Origin of the sequence: Streptomyces rishiriensis (assembly GCF_030815485.1) — a bacterium.
Classification (GTDB): domain Bacteria; phylum Actinomycetota; class Actinomycetes; order Streptomycetales; family Streptomycetaceae; genus Streptomyces; species Streptomyces rishiriensis_A.
In genome coordinates, this window is record NZ_JAUSWV010000002.1 from 2,018,567 (window position 1) to 2,037,884 (window position 19,318).

Below are 19,318 nucleotides of genomic sequence, written 5' to 3' on the forward strand. Positions count from 1 at the left end.
GGTAGTCGCTCGGCTGCTCGAAGATCATCAAGGAGATACGAGAACCGTGACGGACATCGTCGACGAACTGCAGTGGCGCGGGCTGATCGCCCTCTCCACTGACGAGGACGCATTGCGCAAGGCGTTCGCGGACGGTCCCGTCACGTTCTATTGCGGCTTCGACCCGACCGCGCCCAGTCTGCACCTCGGCAACCTGGTGCAGATCCTGACGATGCGCAGGATCCAGCAGGCGGGCAACCGTCCGCTGGGTCTGGTCGGAGGGGCCACCGGGCTGATCGGCGACCCGAAGCCCACCGCGGAGCGGACGCTGAACTCGCCCGAGGTCGTCGCCCAGTGGGTCGAGCGGCTGCGCGCGCAGATCGCGCCGCTGCTCGACTTCGAGGGCCCGAACGCGGCGGTCATGGTCAACAACCTTGACTGGACGCAGGGCATGTCGGCCATCGAGTTCCTGCGGGACGTCGGCAAGCACTTCCGCGTCAACAAGATGATCGCCAAGGAGGCCGTCTCGCGGCGGCTCAACTCCGACGCGGGGATCGGCTACACCGAGTTCAGCTACCAGATCCTGCAGGGCATGGACTTCCTGGAGCTGTACCGGCGGCACGGCTGCACGCTCCAGACCGGCGGCAGCGACCAGTGGGGCAACCTCACCTCGGGCACCGACCTCATCCACAAGGTGGAGCCCGACGCCGTCGTGCACGCGCTGGCCACCCCGCTGATCACCAAGGCGGACGGCACCAAGTTCGGCAAGACGGAGTCCGGCACGGTCTGGCTCGACCCCGAGATGACCACGCCGTACGCCTTCTACCAGTTCTGGCTGAACGCGGACGACCGGGACGTGTCGAAGTTCCTGCGCATCTTCAGCTTCAGGACCCACGCCGAGATCGAGGAGCTGGAGCGGCAGACCGAGGAGCGTCCGCAGGCCCGGGCCGCTCAGCGCGCGCTGGCCGAGGAGCTGACGACGCTGGTGCACGGCGCCGACCAGACGGCCGCCGTGGTCGCCGCGTCCAAGGCCCTCTTCGGCCAGGGCGAGCTCGGCGAGCTCGACGACCGGACGCTGGCAGCGGCCCTCTCCGAGGTGCCGCACATCCGGGTCGCCGAGCTGGGACCGGTCGTGGACCTGTTCGCCGAGGTCGGTCTGGTGGCCAGCAAGTCCGCCGCGCGCCGGACCGTGAAGGAGGGCGGGGCCTACGTGAACAACGTCAAGGTCACCGCGGAGGACGCCGTCCCGGCGCAGGAGGAACTCATCCACGGGCGGTGGCTGGTGCTGCGGCGCGGGAAGAAGAACCTGGCCGCCGTCGAGGTCACCGAAGGCTGAGGGACGCTCCGCGGGCCGTGCCGTGAGGCGTGCGCCGAGGGGTGCGGGTGCGCTGCCGTCCGCGGCGTTCGCCGTGGCGTGTCGCGCAGTTCCCCGCGCCCCTGTGGAGCGCGGGGATCACGTCCTCTGCCTGCGCTTGCCCAGCGTCGCCATGTAGAGCATGTCGCCCAGGGCGACGATGATGATCGCGGCGATCAGCTGGAACGCGTGGCGGCTCCAGTCGATGCCGGGGGTGGACTCGACCCCTGCCGCGCGGGCGATCGAGTTCCCCACGATGGCGCCCAGCATGCCGAAAATGGTGGTCAGCCAGAGCGGGCTGTGCTGCTTGCCCGGGATGATCGCCTTCGCGATCAGACCCAGCACGAATCCCACGATGATGGCCCACAACCAGCCCATGTCTGCCTCCTTGTACGGCTCTGCGTGAGCGTTGGACCCAAGTCTCGGTCCGCCCGCCGTACGGCGCATGTCGGGTAGGGCCATACGCGGCACGGCGCAGAACCTTCGCCCGGACGGCAGGCGACCCGGTCTCGAAGGCGGCGCAGTCGCGGCGTACCGTGGATGGTGTCCGGGCCCGGCTCCCCGATCGGGTGCGGGCCGGAGACAGGGTCCGGGACGAGGCCGATGCGGGCGGACGGTGGAATGTGATGCGGAAGCAAGGTGGCGGCGGCAACGTCCAGGTGTTCCGGATCACCGGTGCGCGCCAGGGACTCCAGGACGACGTGCGGGGCCGGCAGCGTCGGTACATCATCTCGATGTCCATCCGTACGGTGTCGGTGATCCTCGCGGCGACGCTGTGGAACGTGGAACGGCACGTGGCTCTCGTGGCGTTGGTCCTGGGGGTGGTGCTCCCCTACATCTCGGTGGTGATCGCCAACGCGGGGCGGGAGAACGTGCCTTCCCTTCCGTCCACCTTCCTGACGGCGCCGGTGCGCACCATGATCGCTCCGCCGCGCGCCGAGGATGAATCCGTGGGTTCCGTCCCGGAAGAGGAGGGCTTCGCGGAACGCCTCCGGAAGGAGCCGGCGCCCGATCCGGCTGAGCGTCAGCCGTGAACAGGCCATGAGCAGGCTGTGCTCCAAGCTCAGGAAAAGCTCAGATCAATCATGTTGTTCCAGTGCCGTGGCGACCGTGAGCCGTGACATACTTCGTACGCGCTCCGCATCCCCCGTCGGAGCGACGGACCGACGCCGGGCAGCTCCCCCCGTGGCTGCTCGGCGTCGCCTTTGTGTGCGTGTGGTGAGACAAGCCTGTGAGTGACGAGACCCCGATCTGTTCTGCCAAGGGCTGCCGTGTCGACGCGGTCTGGGTACTGGCATGGAACAACCCGAAGCTGCATACGCCCGAGCGCCGCAAGACATGGCTCGCGTGCGAGGAGCACCGGGAGCATCTGTCGCAGTTCCTCGGACTCCGGGGCTTCCTCAAGGACGTCGTGCCGCTGACCGAGTGGGAGTCCCCGGAGACCGCGCAGAACCGGACCTAGCCGCCGATCGCCGACATCGGCCGGTCCGGCTGGAGGAAGGTCGGGTCGTCCAGGCCCGAGCCCGCCTTCTTGCCCCACATCGCCAGCCGCCAGATACGGGCTATCTCCTCGTCGGGGGCGCCGGAGCGCAGGGCCGCTCGCAGGTCCGTCTCCTCGCGGGCGAAGAGGCAGGTGCGGACCTGGCCGTCGGCCGTGAGGCGGGTGCGGTCGCAGGCGGCGCAGAACGGGCGGGTGACGGAGGCGATGACGCCCACCCGATGCGGACCGCCGTTCACCAGCCAGCGTTCGGCGGGGGCGGAGCCGCGCTCTCCCTCTCCCTCGGCGGTGAGGTCGAACCGGGTGCGCAGGGAGGCCAGGATGTCGCCGGCCGTGACCATGCCCTCGCGCTTCCAGCCGTGCTGGGCGTCCAGGGGCATCTGCTCGATGAAGCGCAGCTCGTAGTCGTGCTCGACGGCCCAGGCCAGGAGGTCCGGGGCCTCGTCCTCGTTCAGGCCGGGCATCAGGACCGAGTTGACCTTCACCGGCGTCAGGCCGGCCTCGCGGGCGGCTTCGAGGCCCTCGAGGACGTCCTTGTGACGGTCCCGGCGGGTGAGGGTCTTGAACACGTCGGGCCGCAGGGTGTCGAGGGAGACGTTGACCCGGTCCAGGCCCGCCGCCTTGAGGGCGGTGGCGGTGCGGCGCAGGCCGATGCCGTTCGTCGTCAACGACATCTGGGGGCGCGGCTCCAGCGCTGCGACCCGCTCGACGATGCCGACCAGGCCCGGGCGCAGCAGGGGCTCACCGCCGGTGAAGCGGACCTCCTCGATGCCGAGCGTGGAGACCGCTATGCCGATCAGGCGGACGATCTCGTCGTCGTCGAGCAGGTCGGGCTTGGCCAGCCACTGCAAGCCCTCCTCGGGCATGCAGTACGTACAGCGCAGGTTGCAGCGGTCGGTCAGCGAGACCCTCAGGTCGGTGGCCACGCGGCCGTAGGTGTCGATGAGCACGTGGGCCCCCTCCCTCGTAGCGATCGCGTGTTCTTCTCCGTCACTTGCGAGCCTACGTGACAGCGGTGACAAGAACAGAGCCCGATCACACCAGATCCCGGGCGACAGGAGGCGGCCGCGTCGTAGGGATCTACGACGCGGCCGCGGGAGGGGGGCGTGGTCAGCGGTTGTTCAGTGGGCTCCGGTGCCGGTCAGGGAGCGGACCTCCAGCTCGGCGTACTTCTCCTTGTCCGGCTCTTCCTTGGACAGCAGGGTCCCTACGACGCCCAGCAGGAATCCGACCGGGATCGAGATGATGCCGGGGTTCTCCAGCGGGAACCAGTGGAAGTCCACGTCCGGGAACATCGAGCTGGGCTTGCCCGAGACGACCGGCGAGAACAGCACCAGGCCGACCGCGGTGACCAGGCCGCCGTAGATCGACCACAGCGCTCCGGAGGTGGTGAACCGCTTCCAGAAGAGGCTGTAGAGGATCGTCGGGAGGTTGGCCGAGGCGGCGACCGCGAAGGCGAGGGCGACCAGGCCCGCGACGTTCAGGTCCCGTGCGAGGGCGCCCAGCAGGATGGAGACGGCGCCGATGCCCACGGTGGCGTAGCGGGCCGCGTTGATCTCCTGCTTCTCGGTGGCGGTGCCCTTCTTGATGACGTTGGCGTAGATGTCGTGGGCGAAGGACGACGAGGACGCCAGGGTCAGTCCCGCGACGACCGCGAGGATGGTGGCGAAGGCGACCGCCGAGATGGTGGCCAGCAGGATCGCGCCCCAGTTGGAGTCGACGCCGCCGAGATGGAGGGCGAGCAGGGGCGCCGCGGTGTTGCCTGCCTTGTTGGAGGCGGTGATCTCGTCCGGTTCGATCAGCGCGGCGGCGCCGAAGCCGAGGGCGAGGGTCATCAGATAGAAGGCGCCGATGAGGCCGATGGCCCAGAGGACCGACTTACGGGCGGCCTTCGCGGTGGGCACGGTGTAGAAGCGGATCAGGATGTGCGGCAGGCCCGCGGTGCCCAGGACCAGGGCGATGCCGAGCGAGATGAAGTCCAGCTTGGTGGTGCCCGTGGCGCCGTACTTCAGGCCGGGCTCCAGGAAGGCCGCGCCCTTTCCGCTGTTGTCGGCGGCCGAGCCCAGCAGGTCGGAGAGGTTGAAGTCGAACTTCAGCAGGACCAGGAAGGTGAGCAGAAGGGCGCCGGCGATGAGCAGGACCGCCTTGACCATCTGCACCCAGGTGGTGCCCTTCATGCCGCCGATCGTCACGTAGACGATCATCAGTACGCCGACCAGCGCGACGATGCCGATCTTGCCGCTGTCACTGGTGATGCCCAGCAGCAGGGAGACCAGGACGCCCGCGCCCGCCATCTGGGCCAGCAGGTAGAAGATCGACACCACGATGGTGGAGGTACCGGCGGCCGTGCGGACGGGCCGCTGGCGCATGCGGTACGCCAGGACGTCGCCCATCGTGTAACGGCCGGAGTTGCGCAGCGGCTCGGCGACCAGGAGCAGGGCGACCAGCCAGGCGACCAGGAAGCCGATGGAGTACAGGAAACCGTCGTAGCCGAAGAGGGCGATGGCGCCCGCGATGCCGAGGAAGGACGCGGCGGACATGTAGTCGCCGGAGACGGCGAGACCGTTCTGGAAGCCGGTGAACTGGCGGCCGCCGGCGTAGAAGTCGGCGGCGTCCTTGGTCTGGCGGCCGGCCCAGACGGTGATGACCAGGGTCGCGGCGACGAACACCGAGAACAGGATGATGATCAGCGTGCGGTGCTCGCTGGCCTCGCCCGCGGCGAGCAGGGTGTGCTGTGCGGGGCTCATGCTCCGCCCTCCATCCGGGACTTGATGGCCTCGGCCTTGGGGTCGAACCGCGCTGCGGCGGTCCGTGCGTACCACCAGGCGATGAGGAAGGTGGTGAGGAACTGGGCGAGGCCGAGGGCCATGGCCACGTTGAAGTTGCCGAAGAGCTTGGTGCCCATGAAGTCGCCCGCGTAGTTGGACAGCAGGACGTACAGCAGGTACCAGGCGATGAAGGCGACCGTCAGCGGGAAGGCGAAACCGCGGTAGGAGCTGCGCAGTTCACCGAACTCCGCGCTCTCGTGCACCGCGACGAACTCCTCGCTGGAGGGGAGCCGGGATGGGGATTTCGAGGGGGGCGGTGTCTCGGTGGCCACGAAGTCTCCTCGTTGCGGGTGCTGGTCGGACGGCGAAAGGAGGCGAGTGTCCTCTCGCTCCCTGCCCAAGGTCACGGCGCCGCACAAGGACGGGTTCAACGCGTCGGGCGGGTTTGTCGAAGTGGCCTTCGGCAGGTCATGCCCAACGAGCGTGAGCGGCGTCAGGTCATGGGTCGGCAAACTCGCCGTCTGGAAGTCATTGCTGGGCGGTGAGTCCGGGAGATAGCTTCGGGCGAGCACCACCCGTCATGTACCTGTTCAAGCAGCACCTGCGCTTGGGACAGGTCCCGTTTCCGGATGATGTGGAGACCCCATGGCTCATCTGCCTTCCAGACGCCGCCTCGCGCTCGCGGTGCCCGTCGTGCTGTCGCTGACCGCCTCCCTCGGCTTCCTGCCGACGGCGGCCTCCGCGGCGCCCGTCACGACTTCCGCCACCCAGGCGGCCGATGCCGGAACCCTGGCGTACGTCGTCAACACGAAGGTGGACCACCGCACGATCGGGTCGGTGAAGAAGGCGATCGCCGCGGCCGGCGGCACCGTCGTCGCGGCGTACGAGAAGATCGGCGTGCTCGTCGTCCATTCGGCGAACCCCGACTTCGGCCCACAGATACGCGCGGTGCGCGGCGTGCAGTCGGCGGGTGCGACCCGTACCGCGCCGCTGAGCGCCGCGGGGACCACCGACGAGGGGGCGGCGCAGGTCCTCTCCAAGGCGGAGGCCGCGAAGATCGAGAAGGCGTCCGACGCGGCGGGCCAGAGCGAGCCGCTCGAGGCCGACCAGTGGGACCTGCGCGCGATCGGCGCCGACAAGGCCGCCGAGATCGACCCGGGCAGCAAGAAGGTGACGGTCGCCGTGATCGACACCGGCGTCGACGACACCCACCCGGACCTCGCGCCGAACTTCTCCGCCTCCCAGTCGGCGAACTGCGTCGGCGGCGTCGCGGACACCAGTGAGGGCGCCTGGCGCCCGTACACCGCGGACGACTACCACGGCACCCATGTCGCCGGTGAGATCGCAGCGGCCCGCAACGGCATCGGCGTGGCGGGCGTAGCGCCCGGCGTGAAGGTCGCCGGCATCAAGGTGAGCGACCCCAAGGACGGCCTCTTCTACCCGGAGAACGTCGTCTGCGCCTTCGTGTTCGCCGCCGACCACGGCGTCGAGGTCACGAACAACAGCTACTACGTCGACCCGTGGCTGTACAACTGCATGGACGACCCCGACCAGAAGGCGATCGTCGACGCGGTCAACAGGGCCCAGCTGTACGCCCAGAAGAAGGGCACGATCAACGTCGCCTCGGCGGGCAACTCCAACCACGACCTGGACTCCGACTCCCTGGTCGACGCCTCCAGCCCGGACGACTCCACGCCGGTCGAGCGGACCGTCGACCCGCACGAGTGCTTCGACGTGCCGACCCAGCTGCCGGGTGTCGTCACCGTGAGCGCGACCGGCGTCAAGGGCACCAAGTCGTACTACTCCACCTACGGTCTGGGCGCCATCGACGTCGCGGCTCCGGGTGGCGACAAGTACCAGATCCCGGACACCCCGTCGGCCAACGGCCGCATCCTGTCCACGCTGCCGAACAACACGTACGGCTTCCTGCAGGGCACCTCGATGGCGTCCCCGCACGTCGCCGGCGTGGCCGCGCTGCTCAAGTCGACCCACCCGCACGCGAGCCCGGCCCAGCTCCAGGCGCTGCTCAAGCTCCAGGCCGACAGCACGGCGTGCCCGACCGAGCCGTACGACGGCGACGGCAACGGGGTCGTGGACGCGACCTGCGTGGGCGGCAAGCGCCTCAACGGCTTCTTCGGCTTCGGCGTCGTGAACGCGCTGCGTGCCGTGAAGTAGCCGCCCGAAGGGCGGTACGAGGGCCGGGCGGACATCCGCCCGGCCCTTCGTGCGTGCGGTCCTCGGCGCGTCCGGTGATGACTGCCGTGACGGTCACGCGATGAGCAGGGTCATACGTACCGGGGCCCGTCGGCGGGCGCGTTCATATTGATTGAATCAATGATGCATAGTGCAGTCATGCCTGAAATCAAGTTCGCCTGGTCGGAGCTGGGCGGCGATCCCGGCCTCCTCACGCGCGTGTCGACCGTCGTCCGCGAGGACGTCCTGCCGGCACGCCTTCCCGTACGGGAACTGGCGCGCGCCTGTGTGGGCGCGTGCGCGCTGGCCGGCGCCGAACTGGGAGCACGACGGGCCGGTCTCCCGGAGGCGCCCGCGGTGCGGGTGCACGACGCGGCGGTGGCCACCGCGTTCGTCAGCGAGCGCCGGCTGCTCGTCGACGGACGGGCGCCGGTCTCCTTCGCCCCGCTGTCACGGTTCTGGCGCACGGCCGACGGATGGGTGCGCACCCACGCCAACTACCCGCACCACCGCGAGCGGTTGCTCAGGGCGCTGGCCCTGCCGGAGAGCGCCGACCCGGCCGATGTCGAGGCGTCGCTCGCGGAGCGCCGCGCCCTGGACGTCGAGGACGCGGTGTACGCGGCCGGGGGCCTGGCCGTCGCGTCGCGCACGCCCGAGGAGTGGGCGGCACAGGAGCAGGCGGCCCTGATCGCCGCTCGCCCCCTGGTGGAGCGGGACCGGTCGGACGAGGCACGCGCGCGGACGTTCGCACCACTGGAGGAGGGCCCGCTGCTGCCCGCGTCCGGCGTGCGCGTCCTGGACCTCACCCGGGTCCTGGCCGGCCCGGTGGCCACCCGCACCCTGGCCCTGCTGGGCGCGGACGTCCTGCGGGTCGACGCGCCGCGTCTGCCCGAGCTGCCCGACCAGCACGCCGACACGGGCTTCGGCAAGCGCTCGGCGCTGCTGGACCTGGCATCCGACCGGCGCACCTTCGAGGACCTGCTCGCGACGGCCGACGTCGTGGTCACCGGCTACCGGCCGGGCGCGCTGGACCGGTTCGGCCTCTCCCCCGAGGCGCTGGCCGAACGGCGGCCCGGGCTGGTCGTGGCCCAGGTGTCGGCGTGGGGCGCGTACGGGCCGTGGGGCGGGCGCCGCGGCTTCGACAGCCTGGTCCAGGTGGCCACCGGCATCGCCACCGTCGAGGGCTCCACCGGGCGGCCGGGCGCGCTCCCCGCACAGGCCCTCGACCACGGCACCGGCTATCTGCTGGCGGCGGCCGTGCTGCGGGCGCTGACCGAGCAGTCGTACGACGGTGGCAGCCGGTTCGTACGGCTGGCCCTGGCCCGCACCGCGGCGTGGCTCACCGAGGGAACCCGGGCGGGCGAGGGCGGGGACGGCCGGAGCGGGGACGACCGGGACGCGAGAGTCCGGCGCGGGGACGGCCGGAGTGAGCGCGGCCGGAGCGAGGACGGCTCCGTCGCGGGCGTCCGGATGGACGAAGGGGAGGGCAAAGGGATGACCAAGGCGCAGGACCGCCAGGTGAGCGGGGGCGGGAGCGTCGACTCCGGCTCCTGGCTCGCGGAGACCGACAGTCCTCTCGGGCGGCTGCGCCATGCCCTTTCACCGGTGTCGTTCGAGGGCGGGCCGGGCGACTGGTCGCGGCCGCCGGGGCCCTGGGGAGCCGATCCGGCGCGCTGGCTCCGGTCCACGGACGCCCCACCGCCGTACCGCCATCTCACCCAGCCGACCGACTCGGAATGAGTTGCCCTGATTTGTCAGTGATGGTGAAGATCCTGGCATGGCCCTCATACGACCGACCGAAGCAACCCGATCCCTGCGCCGAACCGGCTCGGGCCGGGCGGTGGCACTGCTCGTCCTGGTGGGGCTCGCGGCCCTGATCCCGCTGCTCGGGCCCTCCGTCGCCGCGCACGGCACCGGGGAGGCCACACCCACGGACTCCGGCATGGTCGCGCTGCTGCGGACGCTGCTGTTCGCGGCGCTGTGCGTGCAGGTGGGCGAGCTGTTCACGGCCGGCCTCACCCGATGGGTGCCCGACACCCCGCCCGGCCGACCGGTCAGCTGGGCGCCGTACGCGGCGGTCGTGGGGTTCGCGGCCGCCGCGACCGTCGGCGAACTGGCGCCGCACGGCCATGGCTCGCGCAGCGGCGTTCTCGCGCTGCTGGAGGCGATCGCGTTCGCCGTGGCGGGGCTGTGCGCGCTCACCCGTCGGCCCAACCGCCAGGTGTGGCCCCTCGCGGCGGTGATCCTGGCGGAGGCCCTGCGCGCCCATCCGCCCACCGAGTCCACGCCGCTGATCGGCTCCGGACTGACGGTGCTGCATCTGACGTGCTCGGCGCTGTGGGCCGGCGGGCTGCTGAACGTGCTCCGTACGCTGCGGGGTTGGGAGGGGGCCGAGGCGTGCGCCGCGCTGCTCGGGCTCTACGCGCGCGTGGCGGCCGTCCTGTTCGCCGGGGTCACCATGACCGGGCTGTGCAGCTCACTGCGCCGGATGCCCTCGGAGACGGTGCTCGACCAGTTGACGACGTCGGCGTACGGACGCGTGCTCCTCGCCAAGGTGCTGATCGTGGGCGCGGTCGCGCTGCTCGCCCTGTGGGCGCGGACCCGGCTGCGCCGGGCTCCCGACCCGCTGGCCGCCTGCTCCCCCGCGCGCGTGGAGATCGTCGCACTGGGGGTGGTGGTCGCGGTGTCGGGGCTGTTGACGGCGTTGCCGCTGCCGATCAAGGGTTGAGGACCACGACGTGACGATCAATGGTGGAGCGAGGGAGCGAGGAACGAGGGTCGGGGATCAAGGGTTGAGGATCAAGGACCGGGGGTCGGCTGTCGGTTGACGGCGGCTCGTCGCGCCGAGGACCAGCAGGACCTGTGCGGCGATGTAGGTGAGCATGATCCACAGATCGGGACGCGGGGGCTGGGCCCAGTCGGCCACACCGGTGGCGATGAGGGTGTCGGAGAGCAGGAACAGCGCGCCGCCCGCGCCAGCGACCGGGCCGAGCCGGGTGGTCGCCGAGAACGCCATGGCCGTGAGCAGGGTGCTGTAGACGGCCACGGGAAGGCGCAGGTCCGCCGGGAGATCCGGCCACAGCAGGGCGACGGTGGCGATCAGGGCGATGGCGTAGCAGGGGGCGAGAAGGGCGCCACGGGCGTGGGGTCGGCCGACGCGCGCGAACAGCACCAGGTAGCAGACGTGGCCGGCGGCGAAGGACGCCATGCCGGCGAGGAAGGCGGCGTCGGCGTCGAACAGCAGCAGGGTATCGCCGCCCCAGCCGCACAGGAGGGCGGCGACCAGGAGCCGGGGTGCGCCGCGCAGGGCCGCCCAGGCCGCCAGGAGGGGCATCAGGAGGGGTTTCGCCACCACGTGCCCGGCGTCGGCGTCGACCGCGAGACTGAGCAGGTCGATGACCGCGAAGAGGGCGAACAGGCCGAGGAGGACGCGGGAGCGGGTCACGCGGCCGTGGTCTCCCCGACCGTGTTGGCGGGGGTCGAGGGTGTCGGCGCGGGCGCGGGCTGCCAGCCCGGTCCACGGAACACGCGTCCCGTCCGCTCGCGCCAACTGCTCGCCGCCTTGACGTCCTTGACGATCGCCACGTACTCGTGGGTGGCCACCTTGATCGGGTTGAACGTGTTGATGTTCTTGGTCAACCCGTAGACGGGCCGGTCGACCTCGGGCACGAACGACCCGAAGAGCCGGTCCCAGACGATGAGGATGCCGCCGAAGTTGCGGTCCAGGTAGCCGCCCTGGGAGGCGTGGTGGACGCGGTGGTGGGACGGCGTGTTGAACACGAACTCGAACCACCGGGGCATCCTGTCGATCCGCTCGGTGTGGATCCAGAACTGGTAGACGAGGTTGGCCGAGGAGCAGAACGCGAGCGCGGCCGGGTGGACACCGAGGGCGATGAGCGGGACGTAGAACGGCCAGACGGTCAGCGTGGTCCACGGCTGGCGCAGGGCGGTGGTGAGGTTGAACTTCTCGCTGGAGTGATGGACCACGTGACAGGCCCACAGCACGCGGATGACGTGGTGGCCACGGTGGGACCAGTAGTAGAAGAAGTCCTGCGCGAGCAGCATCAGGGGGAGCGTCCACCACAGGACCGGGACACGGAGCGGGGTCAGCTCGTAGATCGCCGTGTAGAGCGCGACGATCGGGATCTTCCAGACGAAGTCGAACACGAGACTCCCGAGCCCCATGCCGACGCTCGTCGCGGCGTCCTTCGTCTCGTATCCGGCCGCATCCTCGTCGGGATGGAGCCGGACGCTGATCACCTCGACCACGGTGAGCAGCACGAAGGCGGGTATCGACCACAGCACGACATCGGGCAGGTTCGGCATGGGGGCACCGTAGAACGCCTGATGGGCTGCGGCTAGACGTTGTTACCGACAAGTATTACCGACGGTACGCGCTTGCTTGTTGGCGATCTCCGCCAATCGGCGAGGCCGGGCGCTACTTCGCGCCCTGATGTTCGCCGGCGGCCCTCGCGCCGCCCTCGGCGGGCACGGCCACACCGAAGGATCGTTCGGCAGTCGGGCCGGGGAGGGCGGCCTCCCCGGCAGGCCGATACGCCGTCAGACCCTCCTGGTATCCGGTGCTGTCTCGGCCGGCCCTGCCCCTCACACCCCCGCCGCCCCCAGCAGTGATCCGACGAGATACGTCACGCCCATCGCCAGCGCACCGCCCCCCACATTGCGCAGTACCGCGCGTCCCGGTGCCGCTGCTCCCAGGCGGGCGCTGCTCCAGCCTGTGCCCGCAAGGGCGGCCAGGACCGATGCGACGGTCACGGGGAGACGCCAGTCCGCCGGGGGCAGCACGATGGCCAGGAGGGGGAGCAGGGCCCCGGCCGTGAAGGCGAGGAAGCTGGCCCAGGCCGCGTGCCAGGGATTGGTGAGGTCGTCGGGGTCGATACCGAGCTCCACGCGCGCGTGGGCCCTCAGGGCGTCCCGTTCCGTGAGCTGGACGGCGGCCTCCCGGGCCACCTCCTGGGACAGCCCCCGTTCGGCCAGCAGTTCGGCCAGCTCCGCCAGCTCGGCCTCCGGCTGCTCGCGCAGTTCCCGGCGCTCCAGCGCGAGCGCCGCCTTCTCGGAGTCCCGTTGGGTCGACACGGAGACGTACTCCCCCGCCGCCATGGACATCGACCCGGCGAGCAGACCGGCGAGACCCGCCGTCAGCAGAGCCGAGCGGTCGTCCGTCGCGCCGGCCACGCCGACGACGAGACCGGCAATGGAGACGATGCCGTCGTTGGCGCCGAGGACCGCGGCGCGCAGCCAGTTCAGCCGGGATCCGAGCGAGCCTCGGTGGGCCTCGGCGTGGGTGGGTTCCGTCACAGCACGGAGGATGGCACCCCGTGAGGCGCGTGCCCCGTACCGACGCTGCTCGCCGGCCGGGCGGCCGGGCGGGCAGGGCGGGTGCGGACGGGCAGGGCGGACGGGCAGGCACGCCCGATGCGGACGGGCAGGGCCACATGCGGACCGGCCGGCCGGACGGACTGTCGGGCAGGCAGGACGCAGACCGGCCGGGCGGCCGGGCGGGCAGGCCGGGTGCGGACCGGCCGGTCCGGGTGCGGACGGGCCCGGTGGCTGGTCCGGGTGCGGACGCGGCCGGCGGACGGGGGCGGGCGGACGGACGGGAACGGGCGGACCGGGGCGGACGGGGGCGGACGGGCGTGAAGCGTGGTTCCGATGAGGGGAGTTGGCCGGGCGTCAGCCGTCGGGCGCGGGCACGCGTGCGTGCGTCGCGCGAACTCCCGTACGGTCCGGAGGGCTTCGGTCGGCCCTCTTCGGGGCGGGTGCGCCGAGGTGTCAGTGGGGGCCCGTATCCTCAGTGACCATGCTCGAAGACCACACGACGACAGCGTCCTCCCCCACGGAGTGGCCGACCGCGTATCCCCAGGGGTACGCGGTCGTTGACGTGGAGACCACCGGCCTGGCCCGGGACGACCGGATCATCTCCGCCGCCGTCTACCGGCTGGACGCGCGCGGCGAGGTGGAGGACCACTGGTACACGCTGGTCAATCCGGAGCGCGACCCGGGGCCCGTGTGGATCCACGGTCTGACGAGCGACGTACTCGAGGGTGCGCCCCTCTTCCGGGAAGTGGCCGCGGAGTTCGCCGCCCGGCTCGACGGGCGGGTGCTCGTCGCGCACAACGCGGTCTTCGACTGGCAGATGATCGCGCGGGAGTACGCGCGCGCGGAGTGCGAGGCGCCGGTACGACAGCGGCTGTGCACCATCGCGCTCTCCAAGGAGCTGGCTCTGCCGCTGCCCAACCACAAGCTGGAGTCGCTCGCGGCCCACTTCGGGGTGGTGCAGCAGCGCGCGCACCACGCGCTGGACGACGCGCGCGTGCTCGCCGAGGCGTTCCGGCCGAGTCTGCGGGCCGCGGCGGCGGGCGGTGTCCGGCTCCCGCTGCTCGAGTGCCGGCCGCTCACCGAGTGGGCCGACCGGCCCGCGCCCCTCATCGGCCGGCAGGCGAGCGGTCCGGGCGGTGGCGGCTACGGCGGCTACCGGCCCGGCACTTGGCGGCCGTCCCGCAAAAGGCCCGCATGCCCCCATCCCAATCCCGGTCGGTACGAAGACGGCAAAAGACTCAAGCAGGGCATGCGGGTCGCCTTCTCGGGCGACACCTCGGTCGAGCGGGACCTGCTGGAGGACCGCGCCGCCGAAGCGGGACTGCACGTCGCCACGAGCCTGTCCCGGCTGACCAGCCTGCTCGTCACCAACGACCCCGACTCGGGCACCTCGAAGGTGGTGAAGGCGCGGCAGTTCGGGACGCCCGTCGTCGACGAGGCCGCCTTCGGGCAACTCCTGCGGGATGTGGAGCCCGCCGACGGGTGACCCGTACGTACGGGTGATTGCCACGCGACTCGCCCGCCGTCCGCTCGCCCGAGCGAGGACGACGGCTCACCCTGTGGCGCATGGCGAGATGCGAAGTTTGCGGCAATGACTACGGAATGACCTTCGAAGTGCACGCGCAGGGCGCGATCCATGTCTTCGACTGCTTCTCCTGTGCGATCCATCGCATGGCCCCCATCTGCGAGCACTGCCGGGTGCAGATCATCGGCCAGGGCGTCGAGGTGGAGGGCCACTGGTACTGCGGCGCGCACTGCGCCCGCGCGGAGGGCAGGGCGGGCATCGTCGACAAGGTGTGAGCCGACCCGCCGGCCGCGGGGGCACGTGAGGTGACGACATCTTCTTGCGGTACCCGCCCGAATGCACCCCGCGACCGAGTTGTACGGTCGTGGGGTGTACCGCTTCCTGTTGTCCCGGCAGTGGGTGATCCTCACGCTGGTCTCCCTCCTCCTCATCCCCACGATGATCAGGCTGGGCTTCTGGCAGATGCATCGCTACGACGAGCGCACCGCGCGCAACCAGCTGGTCTCCGACGCGCTGACGGCCGAGGCGGTGCCCGTGGAGAAGCTGACCACCCCGGGACACGCCGTCACCCGCAGCGAGCGGTACCGAAGCGTCACCGCCACCGGTTCCTTCGACCCCGCGCGCGAGGTCGTCGTCAGGCGCCGCGTCAACGCCGACGAGACGGTCGGCTTCCACGTCCTCACGCCGTTCGTCCTGACGGACGGGAAGGTGCTGCTGGTCGACCGGGGCTGGATCCCCGCGGACGCCCCGAGTCAGACCTCGTTCCCCGAGGTCCCCGCGCCGCCCGCCGGCCGGATCACCGTCACCGGGCGGCTGATGCCCGACGAGACGACCGCCGCGAGCGGCATCAAGGACCTCAAGGGACTGCCGGACCGGCAGGTCATGCTGATCAACAGCGAGCAGGAGGCCCGGCGGCTCGGCACGCAGGTGCTCGGCGGCTACATCGCGCAGACGGCGCCCGAGCCGAAGGGTGACAGCCCGCAGCTGGTCGGGCGGCCCGGCAGTGAGGACGCGGCCCTGAACTACGCGTACGCGATCCAGTGGTGGCTGTTCTCCGTGGGCGTCCCCGTCGGCTGGGTCATCCTGGTCCGCCGCGAGACCCGCGACCGGGCCCAGGCCGCCGCGCGAGAGGCGGAGCGGACCGAGCCGGCGACGGTCTGACGGACGCGGGCACGCGCGGACGCGGGCACGGCACGCACCCGCACACGGCACGGACGCGGGCACGGACGCACAGGCGCACGCGGGCACGGACCGCAGGTGGCGGCGTGATCGCAGGCGGTGGCCTGATCGCCGTCGTCTTCGCCCCGGTCACGCCGACCGGCCCGCGGGCGTCGGGTCGGCCGCGGACGGGACCGGGAGTCGTCCTCGGGGACGCCGGCCCCGACGGTCCCGTCGTCACTCGCCCGGCCGCAGCCCTGATTGCCCCGGGGGCCCACCGGGAACCCGCACCTGCGTGCACCCCCGCATCGAGGACTACGCACTCATCGGCGACGAACAGACCGCCGCCCTGGTCGGCACGGACGGTTCCGTCGACTGGCTCTGTCTGCCCCGCTTCGACTCCGGAGCCTGCTTCGCGCGCCTTCTCGGCGAGGAGGAGAACGGCCACTGGCGCATCGCCCCGCAGGGCGCGCGGGGAGCCTGCACGCGGCGCGCCTACCGGCCCGACACCCTCGTCCTGGACACCGAGTGGGAAACGGACGAGGGGGCGATCCGGGTCACCGACCTGATGCCCCAACGCGACAGGGCCCCCGACGTCGTCCGCATCGTCCAGGGACTGCGCGGCCGGGTCACCGTCCGCAGCGCGCTGCGGCTGCGCTTCGACTACGGCTGGGTCGTCCCGTGGATGCGCCGGGCCGACGGCCATCGGGTGGCGGTCGGCGGTCCCGACGCGGTCTGGTTCCGCAGCGAGCCGGAGGTGCGCACCTGGGGCGAGGACTTCACCACCTACTCGGAGTTCTCCGTCGGGGAGGGCGAGTCGGTGGCCTTCGTGCTGACCTGGCACCCCTCGCACGAGTCGCGCCCGCCGCTCGTCGACCCGTGGGAGGCGCTGCGGGTCAGCGTCGACGACTGGCGGGCGTGGGCCGCCCGCTGCCGCTACGACGGTCCCCACCGGGACGCCGTCGTCCGCTCCCTGATCACCCTCAAGGCCCTCACGTACGTCCCCACCGGCGGTATCGTCGCCGCGCTCACCACCTCCCTGCCCGAGGAGGTGGGCGGGATCCGCAACTGGGACTACCGCTACTGCTGGCTGCGCGACTCGACGCTCACCCTCGGCGCCCTGCTGGCGGCCGGCTACCAGGACGAGGCCGAGGCCTGGCGCAACTGGCTGCTGCGCGCCGTCGCGGGCGATCCGGCGGACCTCCAGATCATGTACGGGCTGGCGGGCGAGCGCCGGCTGCCCGAGTGCGAGCTGCCCTGGCTGTCCGGCTACGAGGACTCCACGCCGGTGCGCATCGGCAACGGGGCCGTGGACCAGCTGCAACTGGACGTCTACGGCGAGGTCATGGACTCGCTGTCGCTGGCCCGGTCCTCCGGTATGTCTCCCCGGCCGCACGTATGGTCGTTGCAGTGCGCGCTGATGAAGTGGCTCGGCGAGAACTGGCGGCGGCCGGACGAGGGGCTGTGGGAGGTGCGCGGCGGCCGGCGGCAGTTCGTGCACTCCAAGGTGATGGTGTGGGTGGCCGCCGACCGGGCCGTGCGCACGCTGGAGGATCACCCCGGTCTGAGCGGTGACCTGGCGGGCTGGCGGGCGCTGCGCGACGAGGTGCACCGCGAGGTGTGCGAGAAGGGGTACGACCCGGAGCGGAACACGTTCACCCAGTCCTACGGCTCGCGCGACCTGGACGCCTCCCTGCTGCTCATTCCCCGCGTCGGTTTCCTGCCGCCGGACGACCCGCGCGTGGTCGGGACCGTGGACGCGGTCCGCGAGGAACTCGGGCACGGCGGTCTGCTGCGCCGCTACAGCACGGACGGCAGGAGCGTCGACGGCCTGCCGGGCGACGAGGGCACCTTCCTGGCCTGCTCGTTCTGGCTCGCGGACGCACTGCACATGACGGGCCGCGCGGAGGAGGCGCGGGAGCTGTTCGAGCGGCTCGTGGGCCTGGCCAACGACGTGGGGCTGCTCGCGGAGGAGTACGACCCGTCGACCGGCCGGCACCTCGGCAACTTCCCGCAGGCCTTCAGTCACATCGGCCTGGTCAACACCGCCCTCGCCCTGTTCGGCACGCAGGAGGCAGGATAGGGGTCATGGATCTTGGACTGAAGGACCGGGTGTACGTGGTCACCGGGGCGACGCGCGGCCTCGGCAACGCCACCGCGCGCGAGCTCGTCGCGGACGGCGCGAAGGTGGTGCTCACCGGGCGGGACGAGAAGCGCGTCGCCGACGCCGCGGCCGAGCTGGGCCCGAACGCCGTCGGACTCGCCGTGGACAACGCCGACCCCGGGGCCGCGGCGCGGCTGATCGCGGCGGCACGCGAGGCCTTCGGCGGGTTCGACGGGGTGCTGGTGAGCGTGGGCGGTCCGCCGCCCGGGTTCGTCGCGGACAACACGGACGAGCAGTGGCAGACCGCCTTCGAGTCGGTGTTCCTGGGCGCGGTCCGGCTGGCGCGGGCGGCCGCCGCCGAGCTGGAGGCGGGCGGCGTCATCGGATTCGTTCTGTCGGGGTCGGTGCACGAGCCGATTCCCGGGCTGACCATCTCCAACGGCCTGCGGCCGGGACTGGCCGGGTTCGCGAAGTCCCTCTCCGACGAGTTGGGGCCCCGGGGGATCCGGGTCGTGGGACTGCTGCCGGCTCGTATCGACACCGATCGGGTGCGGGAGCTCGACGGGCTGTCGGCCGACCCCGAGGCCACCCGGGCCGCGAACGAGTCCCGGATCCCGCTGCGGCGGTACGGGACGCCGGCGGAGTTCGGCCGGACGGCCGCGTTCCTGCTGTCGCCGGCGGCCTCTTATCTGACGGGTGTCATGGTGCCGGTCGACGGCGGGATGCGGCACGGGTTCTGACCGGTCCGGCGCCGGGCGCGGGGACCGGTCACGGCCACGCGGCACCGCCGCGGACCGTCACCGCCCCCGGCCTCCCGGGCAGCTCAACCCACCCTTTCCGCCTTGTGTTTGAGGCCTTTCATCCGCACCTCGGCGGGCAGCGCCTCGAGCGCCGCCGAATCCCGCGCGTGCGCCAGGGCCTGCGCCGTCAGGTGGTCCAGCGCCGTCGCCGGGTCCACATGGGGCTCCAGCACCAGGCGGACCCGTGCCTCGGGCGCCTCCCTCCTGCCCTTCAGCGCCACATGGGCGTGGGCGACGCCGTCCAGCCGCTCCGCCTCGCCGGCGAGCACGGCCTCCAGCGCGCGGCCCCGCAGCAGCGCTCCCGCGCCGTCGCCCGTGTCGACGAGGAGTTCGCCGAGCCGGCGGCGGCGCAGGACCGCCGTCAGCCACCACAGGGTCAGCAGGACGAGAAGCGCGAGGACCGCGATCACCGCCGGCCACCACCAGCCGTCGCCGCGCCAGCGGGTGCGCTCGGCGGTGGTGAGAAGGACGTCGTGCGGGCCGTCGTGGAGCCACCACGAGGGTGCGGAGGCGCCCAGGCCCACGGCCAGCACCGCGCCGCCGACGGCGAGGAGCACCAGTCCGACGACGGCGATGAGCACGCGGTTGACGGTGGCGGGCAT

The 19,318-nt window shown here is 71.7% G+C and carries 19 protein-coding genes; 11 read left to right on the forward strand and 8 right to left on the reverse strand.

Annotation, left to right across the window (positions count from 1 at the left end):
* The first annotated feature begins 46 nt into the window (after positions 1-46).
* A complete protein-coding gene (gene tyrS, locus QF030_RS11440) occupies positions 47-1,315 on the forward strand; it encodes a tyrosine--tRNA ligase (RefSeq protein WP_307162542.1) in 1,269 nt (422 codons plus the stop codon).
* Between the two features lie 117 nt (positions 1,316-1,432).
* On the opposite strand, the gene QF030_RS11445 is transcribed toward tyrS, so the two are convergent.
* Positions 1,433-1,711, reverse strand: a complete 279-nt coding sequence (locus QF030_RS11445) for a GlsB/YeaQ/YmgE family stress response membrane protein (RefSeq protein WP_307162543.1) — start codon at positions 1,709-1,711, stop codon at positions 1,433-1,435.
* A 248-nt stretch (positions 1,712-1,959) separates the two neighbouring features.
* Here QF030_RS11445 and QF030_RS11450 point away from each other — a divergent pair, with 248 nt between their 5' ends.
* Together QF030_RS11450 and QF030_RS11455 are read left to right on the forward strand one after the other, a co-directional pair.
* The gene (locus QF030_RS11450) at positions 1,960-2,367 is read left to right on the forward strand and encodes a DUF3099 domain-containing protein (protein ID WP_307162544.1); all 408 of its coding nucleotides are present in this window, start codon (positions 1,960-1,962) and stop codon (positions 2,365-2,367) included.
* Positions 2,368-2,564: 197 nt separating this feature from the next.
* The gene (locus QF030_RS11455) at positions 2,565-2,795 is read left to right on the forward strand and encodes a hypothetical protein (protein ID WP_307162545.1); all 231 of its coding nucleotides are present in this window, start codon (positions 2,565-2,567) and stop codon (positions 2,793-2,795) included.
* On the opposite strand, the gene moaA is transcribed toward QF030_RS11455, so the two are convergent.
* From moaA to QF030_RS11470, 3 genes are all read right to left on the reverse strand, one after another.
* A complete protein-coding gene (moaA, locus tag QF030_RS11460; RefSeq protein WP_307162546.1) occupies positions 2,792-3,781 on the reverse strand; it encodes a GTP 3',8-cyclase MoaA in 990 nt (329 codons plus the stop codon). The two genes, QF030_RS11455 and moaA, sit on opposite strands and share 4 nt — an antisense overlap.
* 171 nt (positions 3,782-3,952) lie before the next feature.
* Entirely contained in the window at positions 3,953-5,578 is a 1,626-nt protein-coding gene (locus QF030_RS11465) for a solute symporter family protein (RefSeq protein ID WP_307162547.1), read from the reverse strand.
* Positions 5,575-5,931 carry a DUF485 domain-containing protein gene (locus tag QF030_RS11470; RefSeq protein WP_307162548.1) on the reverse strand — a complete coding sequence of 119 codons (357 nt, stop codon included), beginning with the start codon at positions 5,929-5,931 and terminating at the stop codon, positions 5,575-5,577. The genes QF030_RS11465 and QF030_RS11470 overlap by 4 nt, the downstream gene beginning before the upstream one ends.
* A gap of 313 nt (positions 5,932-6,244) precedes the next feature.
* On the opposite strand from QF030_RS11470, the gene QF030_RS11475 reads away from it, so the two are divergent.
* The 3 genes from QF030_RS11475 to QF030_RS11485 all read left to right on the forward strand — a co-directional run bounded on the left by QF030_RS11475 (position 6,245) and on the right by QF030_RS11485 (position 10,520).
* On the forward strand, positions 6,245-7,774 hold the full coding sequence (locus tag QF030_RS11475) for a S8 family serine peptidase (RefSeq protein ID WP_307162549.1): 1,530 nt from the start codon (positions 6,245-6,247) through the stop codon (positions 7,772-7,774).
* A gap of 177 nt (positions 7,775-7,951) precedes the next feature.
* Positions 7,952-9,532 (forward strand): CoA transferase, encoded by a 1,581-nt coding sequence (locus tag QF030_RS11480; RefSeq protein WP_307162550.1) that lies wholly within the window; start codon positions 7,952-7,954, stop codon positions 9,530-9,532.
* A gap of 37 nt (positions 9,533-9,569) precedes the next feature.
* Entirely contained in the window at positions 9,570-10,520 is a 951-nt protein-coding gene (locus QF030_RS11485; protein WP_307162551.1) for a copper resistance D family protein, read from the forward strand.
* Between the two features lie 57 nt (positions 10,521-10,577).
* Here QF030_RS11485 and QF030_RS11490 read toward each other — a convergent pair whose 3' ends face one another.
* The 3 genes from QF030_RS11490 to QF030_RS11500 all read right to left on the reverse strand — a co-directional run bounded on the left by QF030_RS11490 (position 10,578) and on the right by QF030_RS11500 (position 13,108).
* A complete protein-coding gene (locus QF030_RS11490) occupies positions 10,578-11,237 on the reverse strand; it encodes a lysoplasmalogenase (RefSeq protein ID WP_307162552.1) in 660 nt (219 codons plus the stop codon).
* Positions 11,234-12,118 carry a sterol desaturase family protein gene (locus tag QF030_RS11495; RefSeq protein ID WP_307162553.1) on the reverse strand — a complete coding sequence of 295 codons (885 nt, stop codon included), beginning with the start codon at positions 12,116-12,118 and terminating at the stop codon, positions 11,234-11,236. The genes QF030_RS11490 and QF030_RS11495 overlap by 4 nt, the downstream gene beginning before the upstream one ends.
* A 279-nt stretch (positions 12,119-12,397) precedes the next feature.
* On the reverse strand, positions 12,398-13,108 hold the full coding sequence (locus tag QF030_RS11500) for a VIT1/CCC1 transporter family protein (protein WP_307162554.1): 711 nt from the start codon (positions 13,106-13,108) through the stop codon (positions 12,398-12,400).
* Between the two features lie 502 nt (positions 13,109-13,610).
* Here QF030_RS11500 and QF030_RS11505 point away from each other — a divergent pair.
* The 5 genes from QF030_RS11505 (at position 13,611) to QF030_RS11525 (ending at position 18,656) form a co-directional block, all read left to right on the forward strand.
* Positions 13,611-14,615, forward strand: a complete 1,005-nt coding sequence (locus QF030_RS11505) for a DEDDh family exonuclease (protein WP_307162555.1) — start codon at positions 13,611-13,613, stop codon at positions 14,613-14,615.
* Positions 14,616-14,695: 80 nt separating this feature from the next.
* Positions 14,696-14,929 (forward strand): hypothetical protein, encoded by a 234-nt coding sequence (locus tag QF030_RS11510; RefSeq protein ID WP_078615750.1) that lies wholly within the window; start codon positions 14,696-14,698, stop codon positions 14,927-14,929.
* 94 nt (positions 14,930-15,023) lie between these two features.
* Positions 15,024-15,815, forward strand: a complete 792-nt coding sequence (locus QF030_RS11515; RefSeq protein ID WP_307162557.1) for an SURF1 family cytochrome oxidase biogenesis protein — start codon at positions 15,024-15,026, stop codon at positions 15,813-15,815.
* A 292-nt stretch (positions 15,816-16,107) separates the two neighbouring features.
* Positions 16,108-17,895, forward strand: a complete 1,788-nt coding sequence (locus tag QF030_RS11520) for a glycoside hydrolase family 15 protein (RefSeq protein ID WP_307162559.1) — start codon at positions 16,108-16,110, stop codon at positions 17,893-17,895.
* Positions 17,896-17,900: 5 nt separating this feature from the next.
* Positions 17,901-18,656 (forward strand): SDR family oxidoreductase, encoded by a 756-nt coding sequence (locus tag QF030_RS11525; RefSeq protein WP_307162560.1) that lies wholly within the window; start codon positions 17,901-17,903, stop codon positions 18,654-18,656.
* Between the two features lie 83 nt (positions 18,657-18,739).
* Here the strand turns inward: QF030_RS11525 and amaP are convergent, their stop codons facing one another.
* Complete coding sequence (gene amaP / locus QF030_RS11530) at positions 18,740-19,318, reverse strand: alkaline shock response membrane anchor protein AmaP (RefSeq protein WP_307162561.1); 579 nt, start codon at positions 19,316-19,318, stop codon at positions 18,740-18,742.